Source organism: Sphingobacterium sp. UBA1498 (assembly GCF_002325125.1).
Classification (GTDB): domain Bacteria; phylum Bacteroidota; class Bacteroidia; order Sphingobacteriales; family Sphingobacteriaceae; genus Sphingobacterium.
Genome location: NZ_DCRG01000023.1, coordinates 174402 through 195668 on the forward strand (window position 1 = coordinate 174402; position 21267 = coordinate 195668).

At 39.1% G+C, this 21267-nt stretch carries 14 protein-coding genes and 1 riboswitch; of the genes, 4 read left to right on the top strand and 10 right to left on the bottom strand.

Annotated elements, in window-relative coordinates; genetic code table 11:
* Positions 1-292: 292 nt before the first annotated feature.
* On the top strand, positions 293-958 hold the full coding sequence (locus B3139_RS13950) for an OmpW/AlkL family protein (RefSeq protein ID WP_209578551.1): 666 nt from the start codon (positions 293-295) through the stop codon (positions 956-958).
* A 144-nt stretch (positions 959-1102) separates the two neighbouring features.
* Here the strand turns inward: B3139_RS13950 and B3139_RS13955 are convergent, their stop codons facing one another.
* From B3139_RS13955 to B3139_RS13975, 5 genes are all read right to left on the bottom strand, one after another.
* On the bottom strand, positions 1103-4132 hold the full coding sequence (locus B3139_RS13955; RefSeq protein WP_293884085.1) for a DUF2723 domain-containing protein: 3030 nt from the start codon (positions 4130-4132) through the stop codon (positions 1103-1105).
* 239 nt (positions 4133-4371) lie between these two features.
* Entirely contained in the window at positions 4372-5328 is a 957-nt protein-coding gene (metF, locus tag B3139_RS13960; RefSeq protein WP_209578549.1) for a methylenetetrahydrofolate reductase [NAD(P)H], read from the bottom strand.
* A 71-nt stretch (positions 5329-5399) separates the two neighbouring features.
* A riboswitch (SAM riboswitch) is annotated at positions 5400-5502 on the bottom strand.
* A 177-nt stretch (positions 5503-5679) separates the two neighbouring features.
* Positions 5680-6531, bottom strand: coding sequence for a hypothetical protein (locus B3139_RS13965; RefSeq protein ID WP_293884089.1), 852 nt, complete (start codon positions 6529-6531; stop codon positions 5680-5682).
* Positions 6532-6630: 99 nt separating this feature from the next.
* Positions 6631-7155: a ribosome maturation factor RimM gene (gene rimM, locus B3139_RS13970; RefSeq protein ID WP_293884091.1), complete on the bottom strand. Its 525-nt coding sequence runs from the start codon at positions 7153-7155 to the stop codon at positions 6631-6633.
* Between the two features lie 118 nt (positions 7156-7273).
* Positions 7274-7795: a 30S ribosomal protein S16 gene (locus tag B3139_RS13975; RefSeq protein ID WP_293884093.1), complete on the bottom strand. Its 522-nt coding sequence runs from the start codon at positions 7793-7795 to the stop codon at positions 7274-7276.
* A 364-nt stretch (positions 7796-8159) separates the two neighbouring features.
* Between B3139_RS13975 and B3139_RS13980 the strand changes: the two genes are divergently transcribed.
* Both B3139_RS13980 and B3139_RS13985 read left to right on the top strand, forming a co-directional pair.
* Complete coding sequence (locus tag B3139_RS13980; RefSeq protein ID WP_293884095.1) at positions 8160-11513, top strand: UvrD-helicase domain-containing protein; 3354 nt, start codon at positions 8160-8162, stop codon at positions 11511-11513.
* Positions 11514-11520: 7 nt separating this feature from the next.
* Positions 11521-14400: a PD-(D/E)XK nuclease family protein gene (locus tag B3139_RS13985; protein ID WP_293884097.1), complete on the top strand. Its 2880-nt coding sequence runs from the start codon at positions 11521-11523 to the stop codon at positions 14398-14400.
* Positions 14401-14492: 92 nt separating this feature from the next.
* Here the strand turns inward: B3139_RS13985 and B3139_RS13990 are convergent, their stop codons facing one another.
* The 3 genes from B3139_RS13990 to B3139_RS14000 all read right to left on the bottom strand — a co-directional run bounded on the left by B3139_RS13990 (position 14493) and on the right by B3139_RS14000 (position 17445).
* Entirely contained in the window at positions 14493-15362 is an 870-nt protein-coding gene (locus tag B3139_RS13990; protein ID WP_293884099.1) for a cupin-like domain-containing protein, read from the bottom strand.
* 327 nt (positions 15363-15689) lie between these two features.
* Positions 15690-16460, bottom strand: coding sequence for a uroporphyrinogen-III synthase (locus B3139_RS13995; protein WP_209578542.1), 771 nt, complete (start codon positions 16458-16460; stop codon positions 15690-15692).
* 10 nt (positions 16461-16470) lie between these two features.
* Positions 16471-17445, bottom strand: a complete 975-nt coding sequence (locus tag B3139_RS14000; RefSeq protein WP_293884101.1) for a DUF4271 domain-containing protein — start codon at positions 17443-17445, stop codon at positions 16471-16473.
* Positions 17446-17568: 123 nt separating this feature from the next.
* Here B3139_RS14000 and B3139_RS14005 point away from each other — a divergent pair, with 123 nt between their 5' ends.
* Complete coding sequence (locus B3139_RS14005; RefSeq protein ID WP_293884103.1) at positions 17569-18153, top strand: DNA-3-methyladenine glycosylase I; 585 nt, start codon at positions 17569-17571, stop codon at positions 18151-18153.
* Between the two features lie 100 nt (positions 18154-18253).
* Here the strand turns inward: B3139_RS14005 and hpt are convergent, their stop codons facing one another.
* Positions 18254-18793, bottom strand: coding sequence for a hypoxanthine phosphoribosyltransferase (gene hpt, locus B3139_RS14010; protein WP_293884105.1), 540 nt, complete (start codon positions 18791-18793; stop codon positions 18254-18256).
* A 27-nt stretch (positions 18794-18820) separates the two neighbouring features.
* Positions 18821-20995, bottom strand: coding sequence for a transglycosylase domain-containing protein (locus tag B3139_RS14015; RefSeq protein ID WP_293884107.1), 2175 nt, complete (start codon positions 20993-20995; stop codon positions 18821-18823).
* Positions 20996-21267 lie beyond the last annotated feature (272 nt).

Genomic DNA, 21267 nt, shown 5'->3' on the forward strand with positions numbered 1-21267 from the left:
ATTTCTGATAAATTTAGGCAACGCTATCAAACCTGAGATCATCCTAAATTTTTGCTTTTCTCCAACATGCAATATAGCCTTCGAAAATTCAGGCTTTACTCAAGACTGACAAACAAAATACCCCCCAGAGTCAAAAACAGATACAGAAGTGCTTTTTTTTGACACTAATTTATAAAGGTACGTCATGTACACTACTCAAAGCATTATATCATTCATTTTTCAACTTGATTATCGTCACTCTTTTGCCTTGATTTTAGCAATAGTTTTACGTCAAATAAATACCCTTAATGATATGAAAAAGTTATTTTTAATCGCATTGACACTCACTTTAGGAGCACTAAGTTTACAAGCACAAACAATCCCTAATCAACGTTGGCAAATGAGACTCAGAGGAGTGGCAGTCATGCCAAACGAATCGGCTACTATTAATACGATAGGCGGAGACGTGGACATCAACACAAAGTTTATTCCTGAACTGGACTTCACCTATTTTTTCACAAAAAACATTGCGGCGGAATTGATTCTTGGAACGACAAAACATAATGTGCATACAACAGGCTCAGATTTAACTGCGATTGGTGGAAGTTCATCCAGCAATGTCGATCTAGGCAGTGTTTGGCTTCTTCCTCCTACGCTTACAGCTCAATATCACTTCTTCCCCGATGGAGCTATAAAACCTTATGTGGGCGCAGGGATAAATTACACGATATTCTATAGTGCTAACGCTGGATCGACTGTAAAGAATGTGAAATACGACAATGCTTTTGGCTTCGCTACCCAACTCGGGATTGACTTTAAGCTATCAGACAAATATTTTGTGAATTTAGATGCTAAATATATTCTTTTAAAGACAGATGTTAATGTGGATGCATCCAACTTGGCTCCCAACTTATCCATACCGGCAAAAGTTGATATCAATCCTTTTCTCCTTGGCTTTGGAGTCGGCATGAAATTCTAATCATTTGGCTCATTTCCCTATCCTATATGTATCGAGGCCGCTTTCAGTATATGAAAACGGCCTCATCTGGTTCCTTACCTCAAGCATATTCATCCAGTTACCATTTAGGCAAACCCAATACCTTGGCTTCATTTGTTACAAACATTACTCTAAACCATACCAGTTTTGATATTGACGCCTTAAGCCCTCAACACGCGCTAATCGTTTATCCTCTTTCGCATCCGATAAAATTTTACGGCAGCGGTCTACCGAGTCCAATCCAACCTGAATATCATTCCATTCGAAGCTTAAATTTTTCTTATCCACTACGAGCTGATGCAAATATTCCATATTTTCAGCTACATAATTTAGATTTCGATCCATCATATTATTGGCGAGCTGAGGTTGTCCAGAACGATATAGACTATCAATAATATCAGCATAGTTGACTGCATCTGACATAGCATACACGCGCGCAGGCAATTGATCATATGCTTTTTTAGCAACTTCTCCTGCTTGTTTTATTTGGCCATTAGCCAATAACAGACGCGCTGCTTTTCCAAAAATATCTCTTGCATACATGCTTGAAAAGCGGAATGAATCCGTATCAACATATCGAGCATTTTTTATATTGCCCCAATTATACGTATGCATAATGTTATGATATAAAGCTTCAATGTTCACTAGTCCGGCTTGCTCAATTTGCTTTTCTGTTGACGCACCTGTAGCTGCGACCGGCATCAGTCTAGACGTGAAACCTTCATTAACAAGATATTTATCTAATCCTAATTTAAGATCACTTGGCAACATATTTGAAAAATAGACGGGCCTGTTCCATTTGTTATTTTCAAGCACCGATAAGATTGTTAAATCTGCCCTTGTTAGGTGGTCATTTGGTATCTCCCATTCCATGGTTGATACAATAGCTTCCTGCAAATAAGATGGAACTGCATTTTTCTTGACGACCTCCGCTTTATTAACGTCCAGTTTGACTTTTCTAGAGGGGAAATAATTTTCCATCTCACCGGAATTCAACTGAACTTTATAATTGGGATCATCTGAGTTTACAAATTGTAATAACTGACCTGCATCAACAGCTTTGTCGAGTTGCCTATCCACAAAGGGGATATAATCACGGACACCTTTTTTTGTCTTTTCTGCCGGAATTGTCACGGGTAGGCCTGCTGCTCGATAAGTCGGCTGCCTGGCCTGTTGCATATACCAATCACCGGTAAGATAACTTAAGACGACCACCCGTACATCGGGACGCACACCTTCTACTTCTTGTAAGTACCACACCGGAAATGTATCATGATCGCCATACGTAAATAGGATTGCATTTGGAGCACAGGCCTCAAGATAATTACGCGCCAAGTCCCTTGCCATCGATTTCTCCGATCGATCATGATCGTCCCAGTTTTGATGAACCAAAATAATGGGGCCGCCCAGCAACGCAAAGGATAAACCTGTCGCCAAAGCATAACGTGTTCGTACAAAACGTTTGAAAAAACGAACCAATGCGATCAGCCCCAATCCAATCCAGATTGCAAAGGCGTAGAAAGAGCCCACATAAGCATAATCCCGCTCCCGAGGTTGCATGGGCGTTTGATTTAGGTAAACAACAATCGCTATTCCGGTAAATACAAACAGCAAGGTTACGACCAAAGTATAAGGCTTGTTGTTTCGATACAACCATACCGCACCAGCTATTCCCAAAAGCAGCGGCAGAAAGAAATAGGTATTTCGGCTCGGATCATGTGCCTGCGATTGCGGTAGTTTATCTTGCGCACCTAGTCGCCAGTTATCGAATGCTTTGACCCCCGACAGCCAGTTGCCATCGCTATAGGTCCCATACCCTTGTCGATCATTCTGTCTACCGACAAAATTCCATAAGAAATAGCGCGTATACATATCGCCAAGCTGAAAATTGAAAAAGAATTTAAAATTATCGGAGAATTGTGGTTGCTCTCCCTCTTTCAAATTGAGGTAACTTCTATAATAGGCTTGATGGTTTCCATCTTGGCTGTAAATACGCGGGAAAAAGGTTTCCTTATCAAATTGATATTTGTCTATCTGTGTAAAGGGTACATACGCCGATTGATCTTTCCGATAGCCTGTCTTACTCTTTACACCAACCACTTGCGAATCATAATACGGACCTTTGAGCAATGGCTCCCGGACATATTGTTCCCGGCTCAAATAGCCTAAAAAAGAAAATACATTATCCGGCGCATTATTATTCAAGGATGGATTTGCTTTTCCCCGGATCATGACCATGGTGTAGGAACTGTATCCAAATAAAACAAAACAAAAAACTAACAAAGCGGTGTTGAGCGTGTATTTGCGCTTTGTATACGAATAATACAAACCGCAAACTATCAATCCTACCAGCAATGAGCACGAGAAGAAAATTCCGGAACCAAATCCCATTCCAAGTGAGTTTACAAATACAAGGTCAACTTTAGCAGCCAGGCCAACCAACCATTGAATAATGCCCCACAAAACGGCTCCAAGGATCAGTACTCCTACTACAAACGCTTTTAAGGTACCTTTCGCACTCACCTGAGTTGCTTTTCTGAAATAGACCACCATCGCTATCGCTGGGATAGCCAAAAGATTCAATAAATGGACTCCAATAGAAAGCCCCATAACAAAACCGATAAATACCAGCCAACGATCACTACCTTCTTCATCAGCACGAGCTTCCCATTTTAATATCCCCCAAAACACAACTGCTGTACACAAGGACGACATCGCATAAACTTCGGATTCTACGGCCGAATACCAAAATGAATCGCTGAAACTAAATGCCATTGCACCAACAATTCCTGCGCCGAAGATCTGCAAGCAGTTGGATAAAGGTGCGTATTTGTCTTCGCAGAGTATCTTCTTGGCAATTGCTGTTATCGTCCAAAATAAAAATGTAACCGTAAGCCCGCTGCAAATTGCCGATCCGATATTCATCCAATAGGCGATTTTACCTGCATTACCCAAAGCCAAGTTTGAAAATACATTCTGAATCAGAAGAAACAATGGTGCCCCAGGTTGGTGTGCTACTTCCAGCTTGTAAGCACAGGCAATGAATTCACCACAATCCCACCAGCTTACCGTCTTTTCCACGGTAGCAATGTATACACATGTGGCAATGAGTCCGCAAGCAAAACCCAGTAGAGAATTTATTCTGTTGTACGTCATAAGGACAATTGGTCTTCTATTAAAATCCTTTTTAGGACTTTAAGTTAAAAAGTTATCCTGATTCCAGTATGTTAATTAACACTATTTAACACAAGTACCTGACAATAAACACACTGACACTTGCACGAACGCAAATGACTCCGTTGCCAACACGACGACTTGGCTATAAGGTCAATTATGGATATATTAACAATGAAAAAGGGAGCTTATCAGCTCCCTTTCGCGGGTATTTTTATGAGTTAGGCTAGTTTTTCTACAATTTTCTTTGTTGGACCCGGATTACTCATCGTATAGAAATGTAAAACCGGAGCGCCAAACTTGATCAGCTCCTGACATTGTTGTACCAACCACTCTTCTCCGACTTGTCTGACGTCGGCATTCGTTTTACATTCCGAAACAGCATCGCTCAGTTCTTCTGGAATATCGAGATGAAATATTCGTGGTAAGGTCACGAGCTGCTTTTTAGTTGTCAGTGGCTTTAATCCTGGAATAATAGGCACATGTATTCCATTATCTCTACATTTAGTAACAAATTCCTTATATTTTTCGACATTAAAGAACATTTGAGTTACAATAAATTCCGCCCCCATATCGACTTTTTGTTTCAGATATTTAAAGTCAGTATTAAAATTTGGCGATTCAAAGTGTTTTTCGGGGTAACCTGCTACACCGATGCAAAAATCAGTCTTTTCCGATGTGACAATATCCTCATGCAGATACTTTCCTTTATTCATATCAGCAACCTGTTCCAATAGGTCTGTTGCAAAAGCATGTCCACCATCCGTTGGAATAAAATCAGCATCGCCCTTACGTGCATCTCCGCGCAATACTAAGACATTATCTATACCCAGGAAGTTCAAATCGATCAGTGCATTTTCGGTTTCCTCCTTAGTAAAACCACCACATATCAAATGGGGCACTGCATCAACTTTATATTTATTCATGATTGCTGCACATATCGCCACTGTCCCAGGACGTTTGCGATAGGAAACGCGTTCCAGTAATCCACTTGCATGCTCTTTATAGATATAATCTTCCCGGTGGTAAGTTACGTCGATAAAAGGAGGTTTAAACTCCATCAGTTCATCCATGGTTTTAAAAATACTTTGGATGCCCTGCCCTTTCGCCGGTGGCAATAGCTCAAAAGAAAACAATGTTTTTCCTTTGGCATTCTGGATATGATCGATAATCTTCATTAAAAAACTGTTTTTTAGTTTGGTTGGCTTATATCGAAACGCACACGTCGAGGAATCGTTTATCTTCATGTAACTTATCTTTCCCACATGGAGTAGGGTAGAATTTAGCACCTTGAACAATACAGGTTGCTAAGGCTTCAACGGGTCTATTCCCTCGGCCTTTCTCTATAAGCGTTGCTAATATCGTTTTAAAAAATCAAAAGACAAAAATATTTTTTCGAAAAGACTAAAATGGCACCGCAAATAGGGCAATAAGACCTTTGGGCTCTGCTTACACGCAACAAAAGAAATGTATGCACCACCAAAAAATGTTAAAAAAAACAGGCGAAAGTAAGGATCGAGAATCATTGGCTAAAGATGCGCTGCCAGGGAATTCCGTAGATTTTTGAGATAAAATGTTATTAATAAAAGTCCTGTTACGTGGTATTCCTCTTTCGATCCATATTTAAAGCCATCAAATAAATAGCGATAGGCGATCAATGCATCTTGTTCATTGTAAAACAACTCTTTCCAAGATTCCGGCACATCTGTCCACGCCTTGAGCACAATACCGTTCTCAGCATAAATAATTGGCGATTCAACACCATCCATTCGATAATCGTGATGCGTACCAGAACTTGATATATGTTGAAAGTAAGCGATGGAATAATCAACAAAATTCAATGCCCTCGCCTTGACCTCCTTTTCACTTTCTGCTCTTACGGGAGCATTCCGCCACAAATTCACTTGACTGTCAAATTTGCTTGGCGTCTCGCGTATAGGGGTTTTATCTAAGGCAAAGTTAAGATAAAGTCTTTCGGTAGTAGGTACACGCGCTGAGTTAAACTGTGAAAAATCACCTCTTAGCTGAATAAAATCTTTTTTTACCTTAACAATATCCAATGCGATGCTACCTTTTTTCTCGTCGGTCAACTCTAATCTGTCACCATTGAATCTATACTTTCCGAAGAGTAATATATCGTCTAGCGCCAAGACAAAGCGGTCTTTATTATGGAGTGAGAGAAAGGACCGATATAAAGTAGGATCATTCCCATAGGTATTTGCCTCCACATTCTGGGGAGATTCTCTCTTAAGTTTATGATATTGCTCATTCGAATAGCCCAATATCATCTGATAATTACCTTCAGGAAACTCCTTTTTCTTTCCAAAGAAAGCACAAGAAGACAGTGAAAATAGGAATAGCAGGAGTAATAACGATTTCAAAATCAATTAATAATTATGGCAAAATAATATATGCCAATATAATAAATTACTGCGATAGTCTATGAAAGGCTATTCATTTATATAAGCCTAAGGATATACTTATTCTTTATACAGATCCACTAAGCCTTCTGGCAATTCAACTTCAATAATCTCCTCTTCGCCATCAATACCTAAGATCAAATCGTCCGAAAGTGGGAACATCAGCTCCTTGCCATCCATATCTACGGTAGCAACAAATTGTTGTGGAAACTCCTGAACATCTGTTATTCTCCCCAGTTCACCATGGTTTTCATCAATTACTAAAAAACCGATTAAATCCGTATATCTAAAATCATCTGGATCACGCTCCGGCATTTTATCATTGGAAAGATATAGCTTTTTACGTACAAGTATTTGAGCCTTATCAATATGATCCACATCCTCGAATGTCACATAAGCGGTACTGTTCTTTTGAAATTTGATGGCGTCAACAAAATAAGGAACAAGCTTTTTGTTCACTTCCACGAAGACGACATCCATATCCAAACTCTCGTATTCTTCGAACTCAAAAAACAGCTGTACCTCTCCTTTAAGCCCTCTTGTTTTGCTGATATAACCGATGTAAAAGCTTTGATCAATAGTCATATTTTCGTATTTAGCAATTAGATGTAAGACATGATAATGGCAAACTATAGCCTATAGGCTGTTTCAAAAAAAGCCGGCTCAAGGTTGAGTCGGCTTTCTCGAATACTTTATGAAAGAATTAACCTTCAGTTTCTTCTGATGCAGGAGCTTCAGTCTCTTCAGCAGGAGTTTCTTCCGCTACAGGAGCATTTTTAGCAGCTACAGCAGCAGCTTTTTCTTCTTTTTTCTTAGCTTCAGCAGCTAAAGCAGCATTTCTAGCATCAGCTTTAGATTGTGCTAAACCATCTTTTTTACCAGAGATTCTTGCATCATTAGCTTCAGTCCAGGCTGCAAATTTAGCTTCAGCAGCAGCTTCATCAAAAGCACCTTTTTTCACACCACCTTGCAAGTGTTTTTTGTAAAGAACACCTTTGTAAGAAAGGATAGCGCGAGCTGTGTCAGTCGGTTGAGCACCTTTGTTCATCCAGTCCAAAGCTTTTTCAAAATCCAAAACGATCGTTGCTGGATTAGTGTTTGGGTTGTAAGAACCAATACGTTCAATGAATTTACCGTCACGTGGAGCGCGAGAATCCGCTACGACTACGTGGTAAAAAGGACGTCCTTTTTTACCGTGTCTTTGCAATCTGATTTTAGTTGCCATTTTTTAATTTATTTTATGTATTCAACATATCCCCCGAGCTTCATACTAGAGGGGATGCAAAGATAGTTATTTTTTTCTATTCATAAACATAATTTTATAAACTTCGCTGAAAATGACATCCTTAACACCTTGAACACCCCTTTTAGAACATATCTCATTGCACCAGCTCTGCCGTCAACACCTAAAGTAATGTGTACAGCTGTTGGCTTCGCCCGAAGGCAACACCTACTCATATTACGACACCAGTATATATCATAAAACAATAATTTGGTTAATAAATTAGAATCAAATTAAGGCTGTTTTCTCAATTAAAATAATCTTCCCCATTTTTGCCAATTCACTTTTTACTTTCTACCTTCATTCTATGAAATCCGTTGCGCCATTAAAAATATTAAAAGCTTCAGCCGGTTCGGGGAAAACCTTTAGCTTGACTTTACATTATCTCACCCTTCTCCTATCCAACGAGAATAGCTACAAGGAAATTTTGGCGGTGACATTCACCAATAAGGCAACTGCCGAAATGAAGGAACGTATCCTATCGGTACTCCATGGCCTGGCAACAGGCCATCCTAGCCCTAAAATTGAAGATTTCAGAAAGTTATTACTGGCACAACAGCCAGGTTGGACTTCACATCTTGTGCAGGAGAAAGCTCACCGTGTTTATCGCCGTATCTTACATGATTATAGTCATTTTACGATAAGTACAATTGATGGTTTCTCCCAAAAGGTCATCCGCGCGTTTACATATGAACTTAATCTTGATGCGGCTTACAAGATTGAAATGAATGTCAATAAAGTGAAAAATGAGCTGACAGTTATGCTCAATCAATTACTGGATGAGCGCCCCGATCTACTCGATTGGATTATAACTTATGCTGAAAAGAAGATAGCAAAAAATGAAAATTGGAACTACCGTCAGCAATTAATGAGTTTGGCGAGCCTTATTTTTTCTGAAAATTTCCAGGAATTTGATAGTTATATCAACTCAGCAAATCCCAAGGAGGTTTTTAATCTCCTTAATCAGGAGATTGAACAGAAGATAAGCGCATTTACCGAAGCGCTATCCATGACAATTGAAGCGTTTAGTGAGACATTCAAAAAATTCAACCTCACTGAAAGTGACCTGAAGGGTAAATCGCGCAATAAGATAATCTCAGCTAGCAAAACCAGCAAAAAGACGGAAAAACTCAGCGCTTCTGAAATTGCCAAGATAATAGAAAAATACCTTCTGTTAATCGATAATGAAGATGCTTTTACGGATAGTGACAAAAATATACGTCATGATCTTATGGCTGCGTTCAGCCCTATCTTGGCGTCCTTCCAAAAGTTACACGACAACCTATCTGCTTACATTGCCTATCAAGCGGTACAGAATAACCTCTATTACCTGCGTTTACTCAAAGAAATGAGCGATTTACTGACACAGTGGCGACGCGACAATGGTGCCCAGTTAATTTCCGATTCTCAGATTCTGTTAAACAAACTCGGACTTGATGAAAATAGCGACCCAACATTTATCTGGGAGAAAATCGGCAATCGCTTTAACTACTTTTTGTTTGACGAATTTCAGGATACTTCGCGCATTCAATGGAAAAACTATAGTCCGCTACTGATCAATGCATTGGCAGATGCCAAAGGTACTGTCAGCGAACACCTGATTGTAGGAGATGTTAAACAAAGCATCTATCGCTGGCGGAATGGCGATTGGCGAATTTTACTCCAACAGGTAGAACAACAAATTGTCCATGCCTTTCACTTGGACGACGATAGCAAAACAACCTTTATCGAAAACGGAAGCCTCGACACCAATTTTAGAAGTCTTCCAAATATTATTCATTTAAACAATTACCTGTTTAGCAGTATTCCAAAACATTTGCAACAGGTATTAAATGAAAAAGTATCCGAAAGCCTGGATGAAGAAGGCAAACAGTGGTGGGCTTCCTCAGGCAATGATAGCATGCTTGTCAAAGCGTATGAAAACAGCCAACAGGAGGTGCCTGAACATAAAAAAGGAAAACTAGACCAATTAGGTTCCATTGAGATCTCCTACATTCCCGTTACTGATGGACGCTACAGACGAAATCAGGTTATCGAAGAATCACTTGTAAATTTATGCCAAAAAATAAGCGAATGGCTACTCGACGAACGCTATCAACCCCAACAGATCGGTATTTTAGTGCGTAGTAATTCACAAGCCAAGTTGGTTATCCAGAAACTTATGGATTTCAAAAAACAGCAACAGCTCACGTTTGAAGTCATATCAGGAGATGCGCTGTCGCTAGCCAGCAATGATGCCGTTTTACTACTGATCGAAACGCTGAAAGCATTAGTCTATAATTCGGAGAAACATACCATTCATAAAGCAAAGATCGTCTATCTCTATCAGCATATACAGAATAATACGACCGTTGATCAGAATGCATGGTTAAAATTTGCCACAAATGACATCCATGAGCTTAAAGATTTTCTACCTCAAGCCTTAATTGACTCTTGGGAAATGGCACAGAAACAGCCATTGGTCCACTTGATTGAAAAGCTTATCGAAATCTACGGTTTCACAACCACGGACAATATTCACCTTCCTTACCTCCTCGCATTCAAAGATATGATCTCAACGTTTTCCACGAATGGCGAACGTGGCATTATACAATTCTTAGAGTTCTGGGAAGAAGATGGCAACCGGGCTGTACTCCCTTCCAATGGAGAAATCAATGCGATTGAGGTAACGACGATACACAAATCAAAAGGGCTGGCTTATGACGTGGTCATGATTCCATTTTGTTCATGGGATCTCGACGGCATGATCAACGGCGATTTTTGGATTGAAACATCCGAAACTCCATTTGCCCAATTGGGAAAAATTCCAATCAAATACACATCTACCGTCGGCAAATCTATATTTTTCAAACAATATTTTGAAGAGATGCTATTCAACTACATGGACGCCCTTAATACGTTCTATGTGGCAACAACCCGCGCCGTTGAACACCTTTATATTACTGCTCCGTGCTTTAAAGAATCCGTCGACAAAAAGACAGGAGAGATTACAGGCTATGATAAGAAAGACGAATACATCAGCGATGTGCTCTTCCAAGTCTTAGAGACTCCAGAATCCCCGTTTAAACTCGAAAATAAAGTCTTATATATTGATCAGATAATCCAAAAAAGAAAAGCGAAGTTTCGAAATGACCGTATTATTTCGTTAAGCCATTATCCCATTTCCAAAGAACTGGAAATGGCTTTAGAAAAAGCGAGTACGCGAAGTATCAATGATATTATGATGTTGGAAAAAGCGGCACAGTATGGCATATTGGCACATGATATTATGGCTCAGATTTCAAACGAAGAAGACATCCATAAACTGGTTGGCCAACTGATCCAGGAAGGTATCCTTTCCAAGGAGGAGCAGCCCTTCCTCATGCAGGAGATCAATCAAATCTGGAAGCATCCCATCATTAATAAATGGCTTACCGGAAACTATACGATCTGGAATGAGGCCAGTATCATTACCGCCAAGGGCGAAACCATTCGGCCGGATAAGGTCTTCACTTCCAAAGAGGAAACAATCGTACTCGATTTCAAGTTTACGCAGACAGATTATATCGGACATCAGTATCAAGTCGATAACTACAAAAAAAATCTAGAGAATCTAGGCTACAACAATGTTAGGGCCTTTCTCTATTATGCAAAATCAAATCAATTAATTGAAGTAAAATAATAGCACGATGCAGACAGCCTTTCTAAAATTAGTAGCAACAGATATTCAAAAACGTTTTGGAAACGATCTGAGTGAGATTGCCATCGTCTTTAATAATAAACGCCCGATTACCTATCTCAAAAAATATCTTTCTGAAGTATATGGACAGGCGATCTGGTCTCCTCAGTTTTTTACGATTCAGGAATTTTTTAGACGTTCGACCGATGATACCGAAGCCAGTCCTTTGGCACAATTTTTCCACCTTTTTAATATCCATAATGAGTTATTGGTGATTGAAGGAAAACAACCAGAAACGTTGGAAGAGTTTTACCCAATTGCCGAAATAATACTGAGTGACTTCGGCCAGCTCGATTATGATCTTGCTCCTATTGAGCAGATCTATCTAGAACTTTATGACAACACCAAAATCGACATTGCTTTTCAACATCTAACCCAAGAACAGCAAGGATTTATACGTCAATTTTGGCAGTCTTTTTCCATTGCTGGACATAGTGGCGTACAGGAGCGCTTTCTACAACTTTGGAAAAGACTACCTGTGTTGTATAATCGATTTAAAGAAAAGCTTAAAGCAGAAGGACAAACCAACTATCCAACCATTTACCGCGATCTAGCTGAAGGCAAAGCTACGCATCAGCAATTTGCATCCTCCTACCAACATATCCTTTTTGTCGGTTTCAATGCATTAAACAAAGTCGAAGCAAAATTATTCAGGCAATGGCAAGAGGAAGGCCGCGCCCTATTTTACTTTGATGCCGATGCCTATTATCTGGAAGACACCATGCAGGAGGCCGGGCTATTTATTCGTCGAAATATTTTCCAAACAGGCTTGGTCAATGCCCTCGGCGATAGCCCGAATATTATTGGCAATAGAACTTCAACCGTAAATCTATATGCTAGCACCGGGAAGATCAGCCAAACAAAATTACTGCATGATATCCTCGAACAGCACAAGAATATGGAGCAGACGTCCGCTATTCTTCTAGCAGATGAAAATTTACTTGTCCCTTTACTGCAAAGTTTACCAGATGTAAAACCTAATATCACTACGGGCTACCCCTTGACGCAGTCTCCTATTTATGGCATACTGGATCTATGGATGGAGGTACATTTGGAGATATCACAGTTTAAAAGACGGAAACTTCCCTATCAAATCATAGAGACCTTCATAAATCATCCCCTGAGTATGGTTTCCTTGGCAGATAAACTTCAGATTCAGAAAGAGATTGCCGACAAACAACTCTTCGAGATCACATTGGAAGAGCTTCATTTCAAAAGCTCCTTACCACAATTTTTTGTACCTATCGAAAATTCAGCTCATTTGGTACCAGCGCTCATCCTGCTCGTCGATGATTTGTTACATAGTATCTCATCTCAAGAGCGCATCCGCCAAATTGACAACAATCTCCTAATCGAAACAAAAAAAATCCTGAACCAGCTTTTACTAGGCTTTGAAACTGTTGCCCCGTTAAGTATCAGCTTCCAGATCGGTTTGATAAAAAAAGCCATTGCTCCAATAAATTCTGCCATAGAAGGGGACCCACTCGAAGGCATACAAATCATGGGGCTCTTGGAAAGCCGCTGTTTAAATTTTGACAACATCTATATCTTGGGGGCTAATGAGGGCATTCTACCCAAAACATCCAATTCACCGACCTTTATACCCAATAGTCTGAGGAGCGCGTACGGTCTTCCTATATTGGAAAATCAGAATGCCCTATCGGCCTATTTGTTTTATCGTCATTTTCAATACAGTGAGGGAATACATATTTTCTACAATGGTTTAGTTGACGAAAGCTCCACTGGTGAAGAAAGCCGGTTTATCAAACAGCTAGAATTTGAAAGCAAATTTCAGTTTGACCGAAAAGTTCAACAACAGCCCATCCAATTTGCAGATAAAGCGCAAGAGATCGTTATCCAAAAGCATGGCGAAATATGGAAAAAAATGTACGAGGACTTTATCGTTAACCAGAAAAAGATATCGGCGACCGCACTGACGACATACCTCCAATCTCCATTACAGTTTTTCCTAAAACATATTGCCAACATTAAAGAGCCACCTTCACTCTCTCAGGAATTTGAAATGAATAAGCTCGGAACAGTCATCCATAATGTCATGGAGGATATATTTTTACCCTTCAAAGGGAAACAGGAGTTTACATCAACACATATGCTACGCGGGCAGATAGACCGTATCGAAGCATATGTGACCCGAGAAATAGGCATTCAATATCAGATTGAATTAAAAGAAGAAAAGGACTTAAATAGCTTGCAGCGGATCATGCTGAAAATTGCCTCCGAGTATGTCAAAATGTATCTCGAATATGACATCAATAACTATAAGTCATTTCGGATTATTGAACTTGAAAACGACACCGATTATATCTTACCATTCCCACTTCAAATCAATGGAGAGCAACATCAAGTCTCACTATACGGTATTATTGACCGTGTAGACGAGGTAGTAACACACGACGACCGTATTATCAGTAGAATTGTCGATTACAAAACGGGCGGAGATTCGATTCTATTCAAAGAAATCGATCAAGTATTTGCTCCCAATACCGAAAATAAAGCCATGGTGCAGACGCTATTTTATGCCTATGTATTTGAACAGAAAACAGGGAGAAAACACCTTGAACCTCATCTCTACGTTGCGCGGAAAATGCGGGAAGAGGGAACCTTATTCAGTGGTAAAGAGGGAATATTGACCGACGAATTTCTCGCATTCCAAAAAGAGAATTTTATCAGATTCTTACGCGATATCCTACAAGAAATCTTTAATCCGGATGTTCCATTTCGGCATAATCCGGACACAATAGTTTATCCAAGCGATCCCTATACCTTATTTTATCGAGAAGCAAGCAAATGGGCCGAAGCAGAAGAATAAAAGGAAATACGGTTTGACAGGAGAGGTCAAACTAATCTTTTGTAATCAATACGTTAATATAGAAAGGAGACATTTGGTGTCCCCTTTCTATATTAACGTACTTTTCTTTTTATTGCATTATTAGCGCGACGTTTCGCTGTATTGATTTTATAGTTGAACCAATGCCCTTTGAAGATCTTTCGCATCGTATTATCAAAATGTCTTGTGATAAACAAGTTGCGCGCACCCTTCAATTTCTCGCTGATTGAATTTGCTAAAGCCCTAACGGAAATTGAATACCCTTCAGTTTCATATTGAATATAATGCCACCATCCTGCGGGCATATACAAAGTCTCTCCAGGGTGAATAACTGCCTCGTAGCCATCCAAATACTTAATCCCAGGATATTCCTCTACATTACTGTATTTTGGATTAGCAATACTATGAAAATTGTATGGCAATTTGTACATCAAATCAGATTGATCATTTGGGAAAAGCCAAATACGCTTTAACCCCTGAAATTGAGAGATAAACACATGTGACATATCAATATCGAAATGATTACGGGTACTCGAACCTTCACCACCAAAGAACATAAATGGCAACCATTGCAATACCTTGCCACCTGTGACATCGTTATAAATAACGTCATGCTTCAGTTCAGGACGAATTTTAAGCAGATTGAACAAAAACAATCGTAACTCCGTAGGTTCTTTTGTAATCAGGTCCAAATATTCTGCAAATGTCATATGGCCAACAGGAGCGCTCGCAGCACGGTCCATCGATTCCTCCTCTTTTCCGTAGACATCTATTTTTATATCTCCTGCAATTTCTTTAAAGTAATCATAACTCCATTTCTTCCACGCTGGACTTTCTGCACTTATAAAATCTGATATAATGACAGGAAAACCTGGTTTCAGATAATTTTTTAGGAAGTCCTCTGATCGAATGCCCGAAATTTTATCAACTTGCTTTAACTTCACGACTGATTAATTTTGCTTAATTACAAACATAAAAAAATATTTCTACCAAATTTCAAAAATACCACCTATGCGTTATTTTACATAGAATGAATTATATTAAGCAATTTAATAGAAATATACTTAAAATCTCAATGACCTTCGTCATTTTATTATATTTTAACACCTCCGATCCAGCTAAACATCAGTCCATAGCTCAATAGACCAACATAAGGAAGCTTCTGTTTACCGATCTTATGCCCCAACAGCCCTTAGCTTGCCAAGCTCTCTACAGATAACAAAAAAAAGGGTCTTAAGAACCCTTTTCCATATTTACCTTTTGCTAGGCTATTATTTATTTACCTTTTTGATGTATTCTTCAACAGCCATAGTCATACTAGGAGCTTTTGGCGTTGGAGCAGGAATATCTAAAATCAATCCATGATCCAAAAGTGCCTGTTGAGTAGAAGCGCCGAATGCTGCAATCCTTGTATTATTCTGTTTAAAATCTGGGAAGTTATCATATAAAGACTGTACACTGGAAGGACTAAAGAACACGATAACATCGTAAAAAACATCCTTTAGGTCAGTCAAATCGCTTACAACAGTTCTAAAAAGCACAGCTGGTGTAAACTTATAGCCGTTTTGCTGTAACCAGTTCCTGGTCTCCTCATTCGCTACATCCGAACATGGAAATAGGAAATTCTCACTTTTGTGTTTTTTCAACACGTCTTCAAGGTCTTTCGCGGTCTGTTTACCAAAGAAAATCTTTCGTTTCCTATATTGAATATACTTTTGAAGATAAAGCGCAATGGTCTCCGAAATGCAGAAATACTTCATCTCTGCAGACACTTCAAATCGCATCTCTTCGCAAACTCTAAAATAATGATCTACAGCATTTCTACTTGTAAATATTACGGCAGAATAATCTGCCAAATTCACTTTATCCCTACGCACATCTTTGGCAGGAACTCCCTCTACGTGTATAAAACCTCGAAAATCTAATTTTAACCCGTATTTCTTTGCTAAATCATAATAAGGGGACTTATCGTTTTCAGGTTTCGGTAAAGTTACCAGTACACTTTTTACCTTCTTTGCTCTTTCTACGTCTGAAGTTTGCATATAACCACTTTTAGCTCAATAATCTTAATAGTATTAATATTGGTGCTATTTCTAGGCAACAAAGGTACAAAATTAAATAGGAAATTGAAAATTTATACATCGACATAATATGAGCCGCTGTCTTAAGAAATCGATAACAAAAAAGTAATGCCGCTCCAACAATGGCCAAGTGCAGTACAACACCTACCGATGTTAAGGGGACAAGACTCAATATTAATAGTACAGGAAGCATTAAAAAAAGTGTATTGAAATAAATCAGATACAGCACTGTCACATATTCCTTTACCAACTTCCTAATTTCAAACACAAAGGAGAGGAATCGAATAAATCCGATTTTTAACGCAAATAAGCCGCCAACCATGCCCACCGTTTTCATATAATTGGAGAACGTGATAAAATCAAATCTATCTAACTCATAGGCATAGAATAGACTCACAAATAAGCCCAATGCTCCTGAAAATAATATAAATAGAAAAATAAAAGGCCATGACGTCAAGATGGTGTCCTCTTTGCTCACCGATAGCAACACCCGATCATCCCAATACCCCTGAAAAACCAATTTGATATCAGAAGGGAAAAATATCCGAATCATCCCAACACCAAAAATTAATGCAAGAACTGTGAAAAGAATCCAATTTTCCCGGTGAACTTTAAGTGTCCCATATTGTCTATCCAACTTGCTAGTTCGCAATTCTCCTTGAAAATATTGCTGCACATCGAAGCTATAAATATTATGAACCATTAACCCCTCCCTTTCCAATGTTACAATTCGATATTGATCCTGTAACGCTGGATTCAAGGATGCCAAAACTTCCTCATTAGGCGTTAAAAGCGAATCCTTTACAACATGTGTACTATCAATCCCAATTGTGCTACCGTCTTGAACAACGTTTCGATAAGTACGCCCCTGCGCATTCAATTTCGTTATTGCGAATAAAAGAAATAGTACAAATAGAATATGATATTTGAAAATAGCTGCGTTCATTAAAATGAATTGTCTTTTAACGGCAATGAAATATTCAAGAACCGTCTATAATCGAAACTCTTTAATTGTGGTCGTAAAGTTAGGATAAAAAGTTATATTGCATTCAAAAAATCTTCATAGAACATGCACAAAGAAATCACACGCTGCCAATGGTGCGGATCTGACGAACAATATGTTGCCTATCACGATAACGAATGGGGCCGACAAGTCAAAGATGATAAAACCTTATTCGAGTTTTTATTATTAGAATCAGCACAAGCGGGATTAAGCTGGATTACTATCCTACGTCGAAGAACGGCATACCAAGAAGCTTTTGCTAACTTTGATGTCGATCAGGTAGCAAACTACAATAATGAAAATGTAGCACAGTTACTCGCCGACTCTGGGATCATAAAACATCGCAATAAAATTGAGTCAACCATCACAAATGCGAGGCTTTTCAAAAAAGTCCAGGCCGAACATGGCAGCTTTTACAACTATTTATACAGCTTCTTACCCGAAGAGCAGCCCATCGTAAACCATTGGTCCAGTTTACAACACGTACCAGCTACTACTGATATTTCTGATAAAATCGCCAAAGATATGAAGAAAAAAGGTTTTAAGTTTTTTGGATCTACCATCTGCTATGCCTACATGCAGGCCGTTGGAATGGTAAATGATCATGTTGAAATTTGCTCTTTTAAATATCCTGCAGATGCAGTATCATAAACACAAAAAAACACCAGTGCACTGCAATGTGAAATAGCGCAGTGCACTAAAAATCAAAGAAAACATCTTTGTTTCAAACTCTTAGAACATCCCGTTTTTTCTAACCAGGTATGTTTTTATAGATATCGGGCAGATTCCGGCCTAGCCCGTTAAAGTCCATGCCATACCCGACCACAAATTCTTTACTTATTTCAAACCCAACATAATTCAATTCCTCGAAATGATACTGCAGCGCGTCAGGTTTCACCAAAAGCGCACAGGCAATGACACTCGCTGGATTTAATTTTTTTACCGCATCCAACGTATGTTTGAGTGAATGCCCAGAGTCGACAATATCTTCCACGATAATCACATCACGCCCTTCCAGATCAATACCAAGCCCTAAAAGCTCATTTAACTCAGATTGGCCTGTTCCGATGTACGATGCCAATTTAATAAATGACATCTCGCACGGAACTTCAATTTGCTTGAGCAAGTCTGCCATAAACATAAAACATCCATTCAATACGCCTATAAAAATAGGCTGTTTATGCTCATAACGCAGACTTATATCGATACCCATCAGGCGAACACGCTTCTGAATCTGCTCCTCTTCAATGAGAGGCTCAAATAACAATCCGTCAATTTCTATGTTTCTCATGCTATTATTATTCTTTCATGACACACACTACTTTTGTGCATCCTGATCTTTTTCCTCTTTTTTACGCCCCAATATCTTGTCAAATAACGATCGCTTTGGCTTATCCTGCTCACCGGTTTCCTCGTCCTTCTTTTCCGTGAGATCCATTTTGTTTAATTTCTTTGGAACAGATACACTTTCGAGATTGTCGCCAGGAAGGCTGCTATCAAGACGATCGAACAACAACGGATCTTCACCCATATCGAATATATCGACAGAATCCACCACAGCCGGTCTTGCTGCACGCAGGTGTGGTTGCAGAACAACCTCATAAAACCCATAATTTGAGGTTGTTGAATCCACGCTAATCTGTCCGGTTTTCGTCATAATATGACCGTAAGTATTAAAATACCGCAACATATTCCCTTTTAAGTGACCTGTCCAGTCAAAAAAGTTCAACCCTTTTTTAGGTCGTGGAACAATACTTGACAAAAATATACTCTCTCCAAGGCCTAATTGTGCTGGAGTTTTTCCAAAATAATAGCGTGCAGCTTCGGTAATGCCATAGACATTATTTCCCCATTCGATCACATTGAGATAAACCTCGTACATGCGTTTTTTGCTCACTTGCTGAGAGCGCTCCATCAGCCATACCAACAGAATTTCCTCCAGCTTCCGTACAACCGTCTTATTGCGATTTAGAAAAACATTTTTCACCAGCTGCATCGATATTGTGCTGGCTCCACGCTTAAATCCTTTTTCCTTGATGTTTGTAACAATGGACAATTTAAAAGCCTTCTCTTCGAAGCCCTTGTGCTTAAAGAAAAATGGGTCCTCGGTATTGATCAAGCTAATTTGCATATAACGGGAGATTTGATCGATAGGCGTAAAATTGCGATTCTGTGGGCCCACAACGATCTCCCGCATCGGCTTGCCATCTTCATAAGCGGTATACGTGAAAGGAGTGTTTAACATTGCAATATTAGCCTCTCCCCATTTCACGACCTTTAAATCCTTATCGTCCATTTTAGAAGAGAAAAGGAGATTTTCAGGCTTCTTAAATTCAAGAGCAAAATTCAGGTCATATTGAATGTGCCCCTCCACCTGAATTCCTTCCAGACCTGGAAACAATCCAACTGGTATAGCATCAAAAAAGTGTTGCGCTTCTATCTTATCCGTATGAATAGCCAAAAAGAGCTCTTTCTCGGGTTTGTGAATATATTTAACGTAGGGAGAAAACACAAAATCTTTGACCTTTACCGTACTTTCTTTGCTTACTTCGAGAGAAGACGCTCCGATATTCAGAGCCCCCTGCATTTGGGCCTCAGGAAAGATCACATCTTTACTAGAAATACGCCTATGATTTACTTTTAAATTTTTAAATCCCCATTGCCCATGCAGTTCCAGCAATTCCTTATTTCTTCTGTGTGCTTTGTCCAATCGGAAGGATATTTCATCAAAACTTACAGCAAGACCAAATTTGCGTTGCAATAGGGGAAGATTTACGCCCTTCTTATCAGAAAAAAGACGGAGGTCACATTCTTGATTATCCGAATCAATTGTTCCCGTTAGATTCCAGGCGGCCTCATGATCGTTTAACAAAAATTTAGTTTCCATATCACCGCCATCGATCACAGCAGAAGGAATAACAACACGTTGTGAAGTGCTGTCATCACGATAAGAAAGTTCAAGGCTCTTCAGATCGAGATCATTGGGAATTTTAAAAAACACATTTTTCAACAATCGATCTGCCAAAGCTGCCAGATTCTGTTTCGGATTATCATTTTCTATTGTGTCTTTCTTCTGCTTTTTAAACAGAAAATCGTAGTTACTAATTGAATCCTTTTTTATAAGAGAAACCGTACCGTGATCTAAAATAACCTGTCCCAACTTCACATCCCCGAATAATAAGGGCCATAATTTTACCGATACTGTCAGATCATTAATTTGAGCCAATTGGTCTCTATTTTTAGGCAATAATTGGATATTCTTAAACTGTACAGCATTAATTCCACGGAAAGCATAGTATTGGATCTTCAAATCCAAATCATATTTTTCAAGCAACTTCGCTTTTGCTTTGTTGATTACCCCCATGAGCATCACATCTCTTTTTTGATAAGCATACGCGCCAACTGCAAACGCCAAAACCAAAATAGCAGCTAAAGAGATATAAAGCCATCGCCATTTGCGGGACTTAAAAGATGTTATAAATCGATTGGACATAATTATTACTAAATGCAAACTCATGCATATCAACAGTCAAACTTAGATAAATTTGGCTGTATATACAATTATAATTCACGGAAACGATGGTCGCTTTTATCCGTGACTTCAGCACGACAAATTTATTGACAAACGCATTAATTACATAAAAATGAAAATGTTCCACGAAAGCGATCTTTCCTAAAAGCCAGCCCTATATCCAGTAACTTTAATCCCATTAAAAACAGAGAAATGACATGAAATTGATCCGCAATGAGTAGTTTTGTAATCCA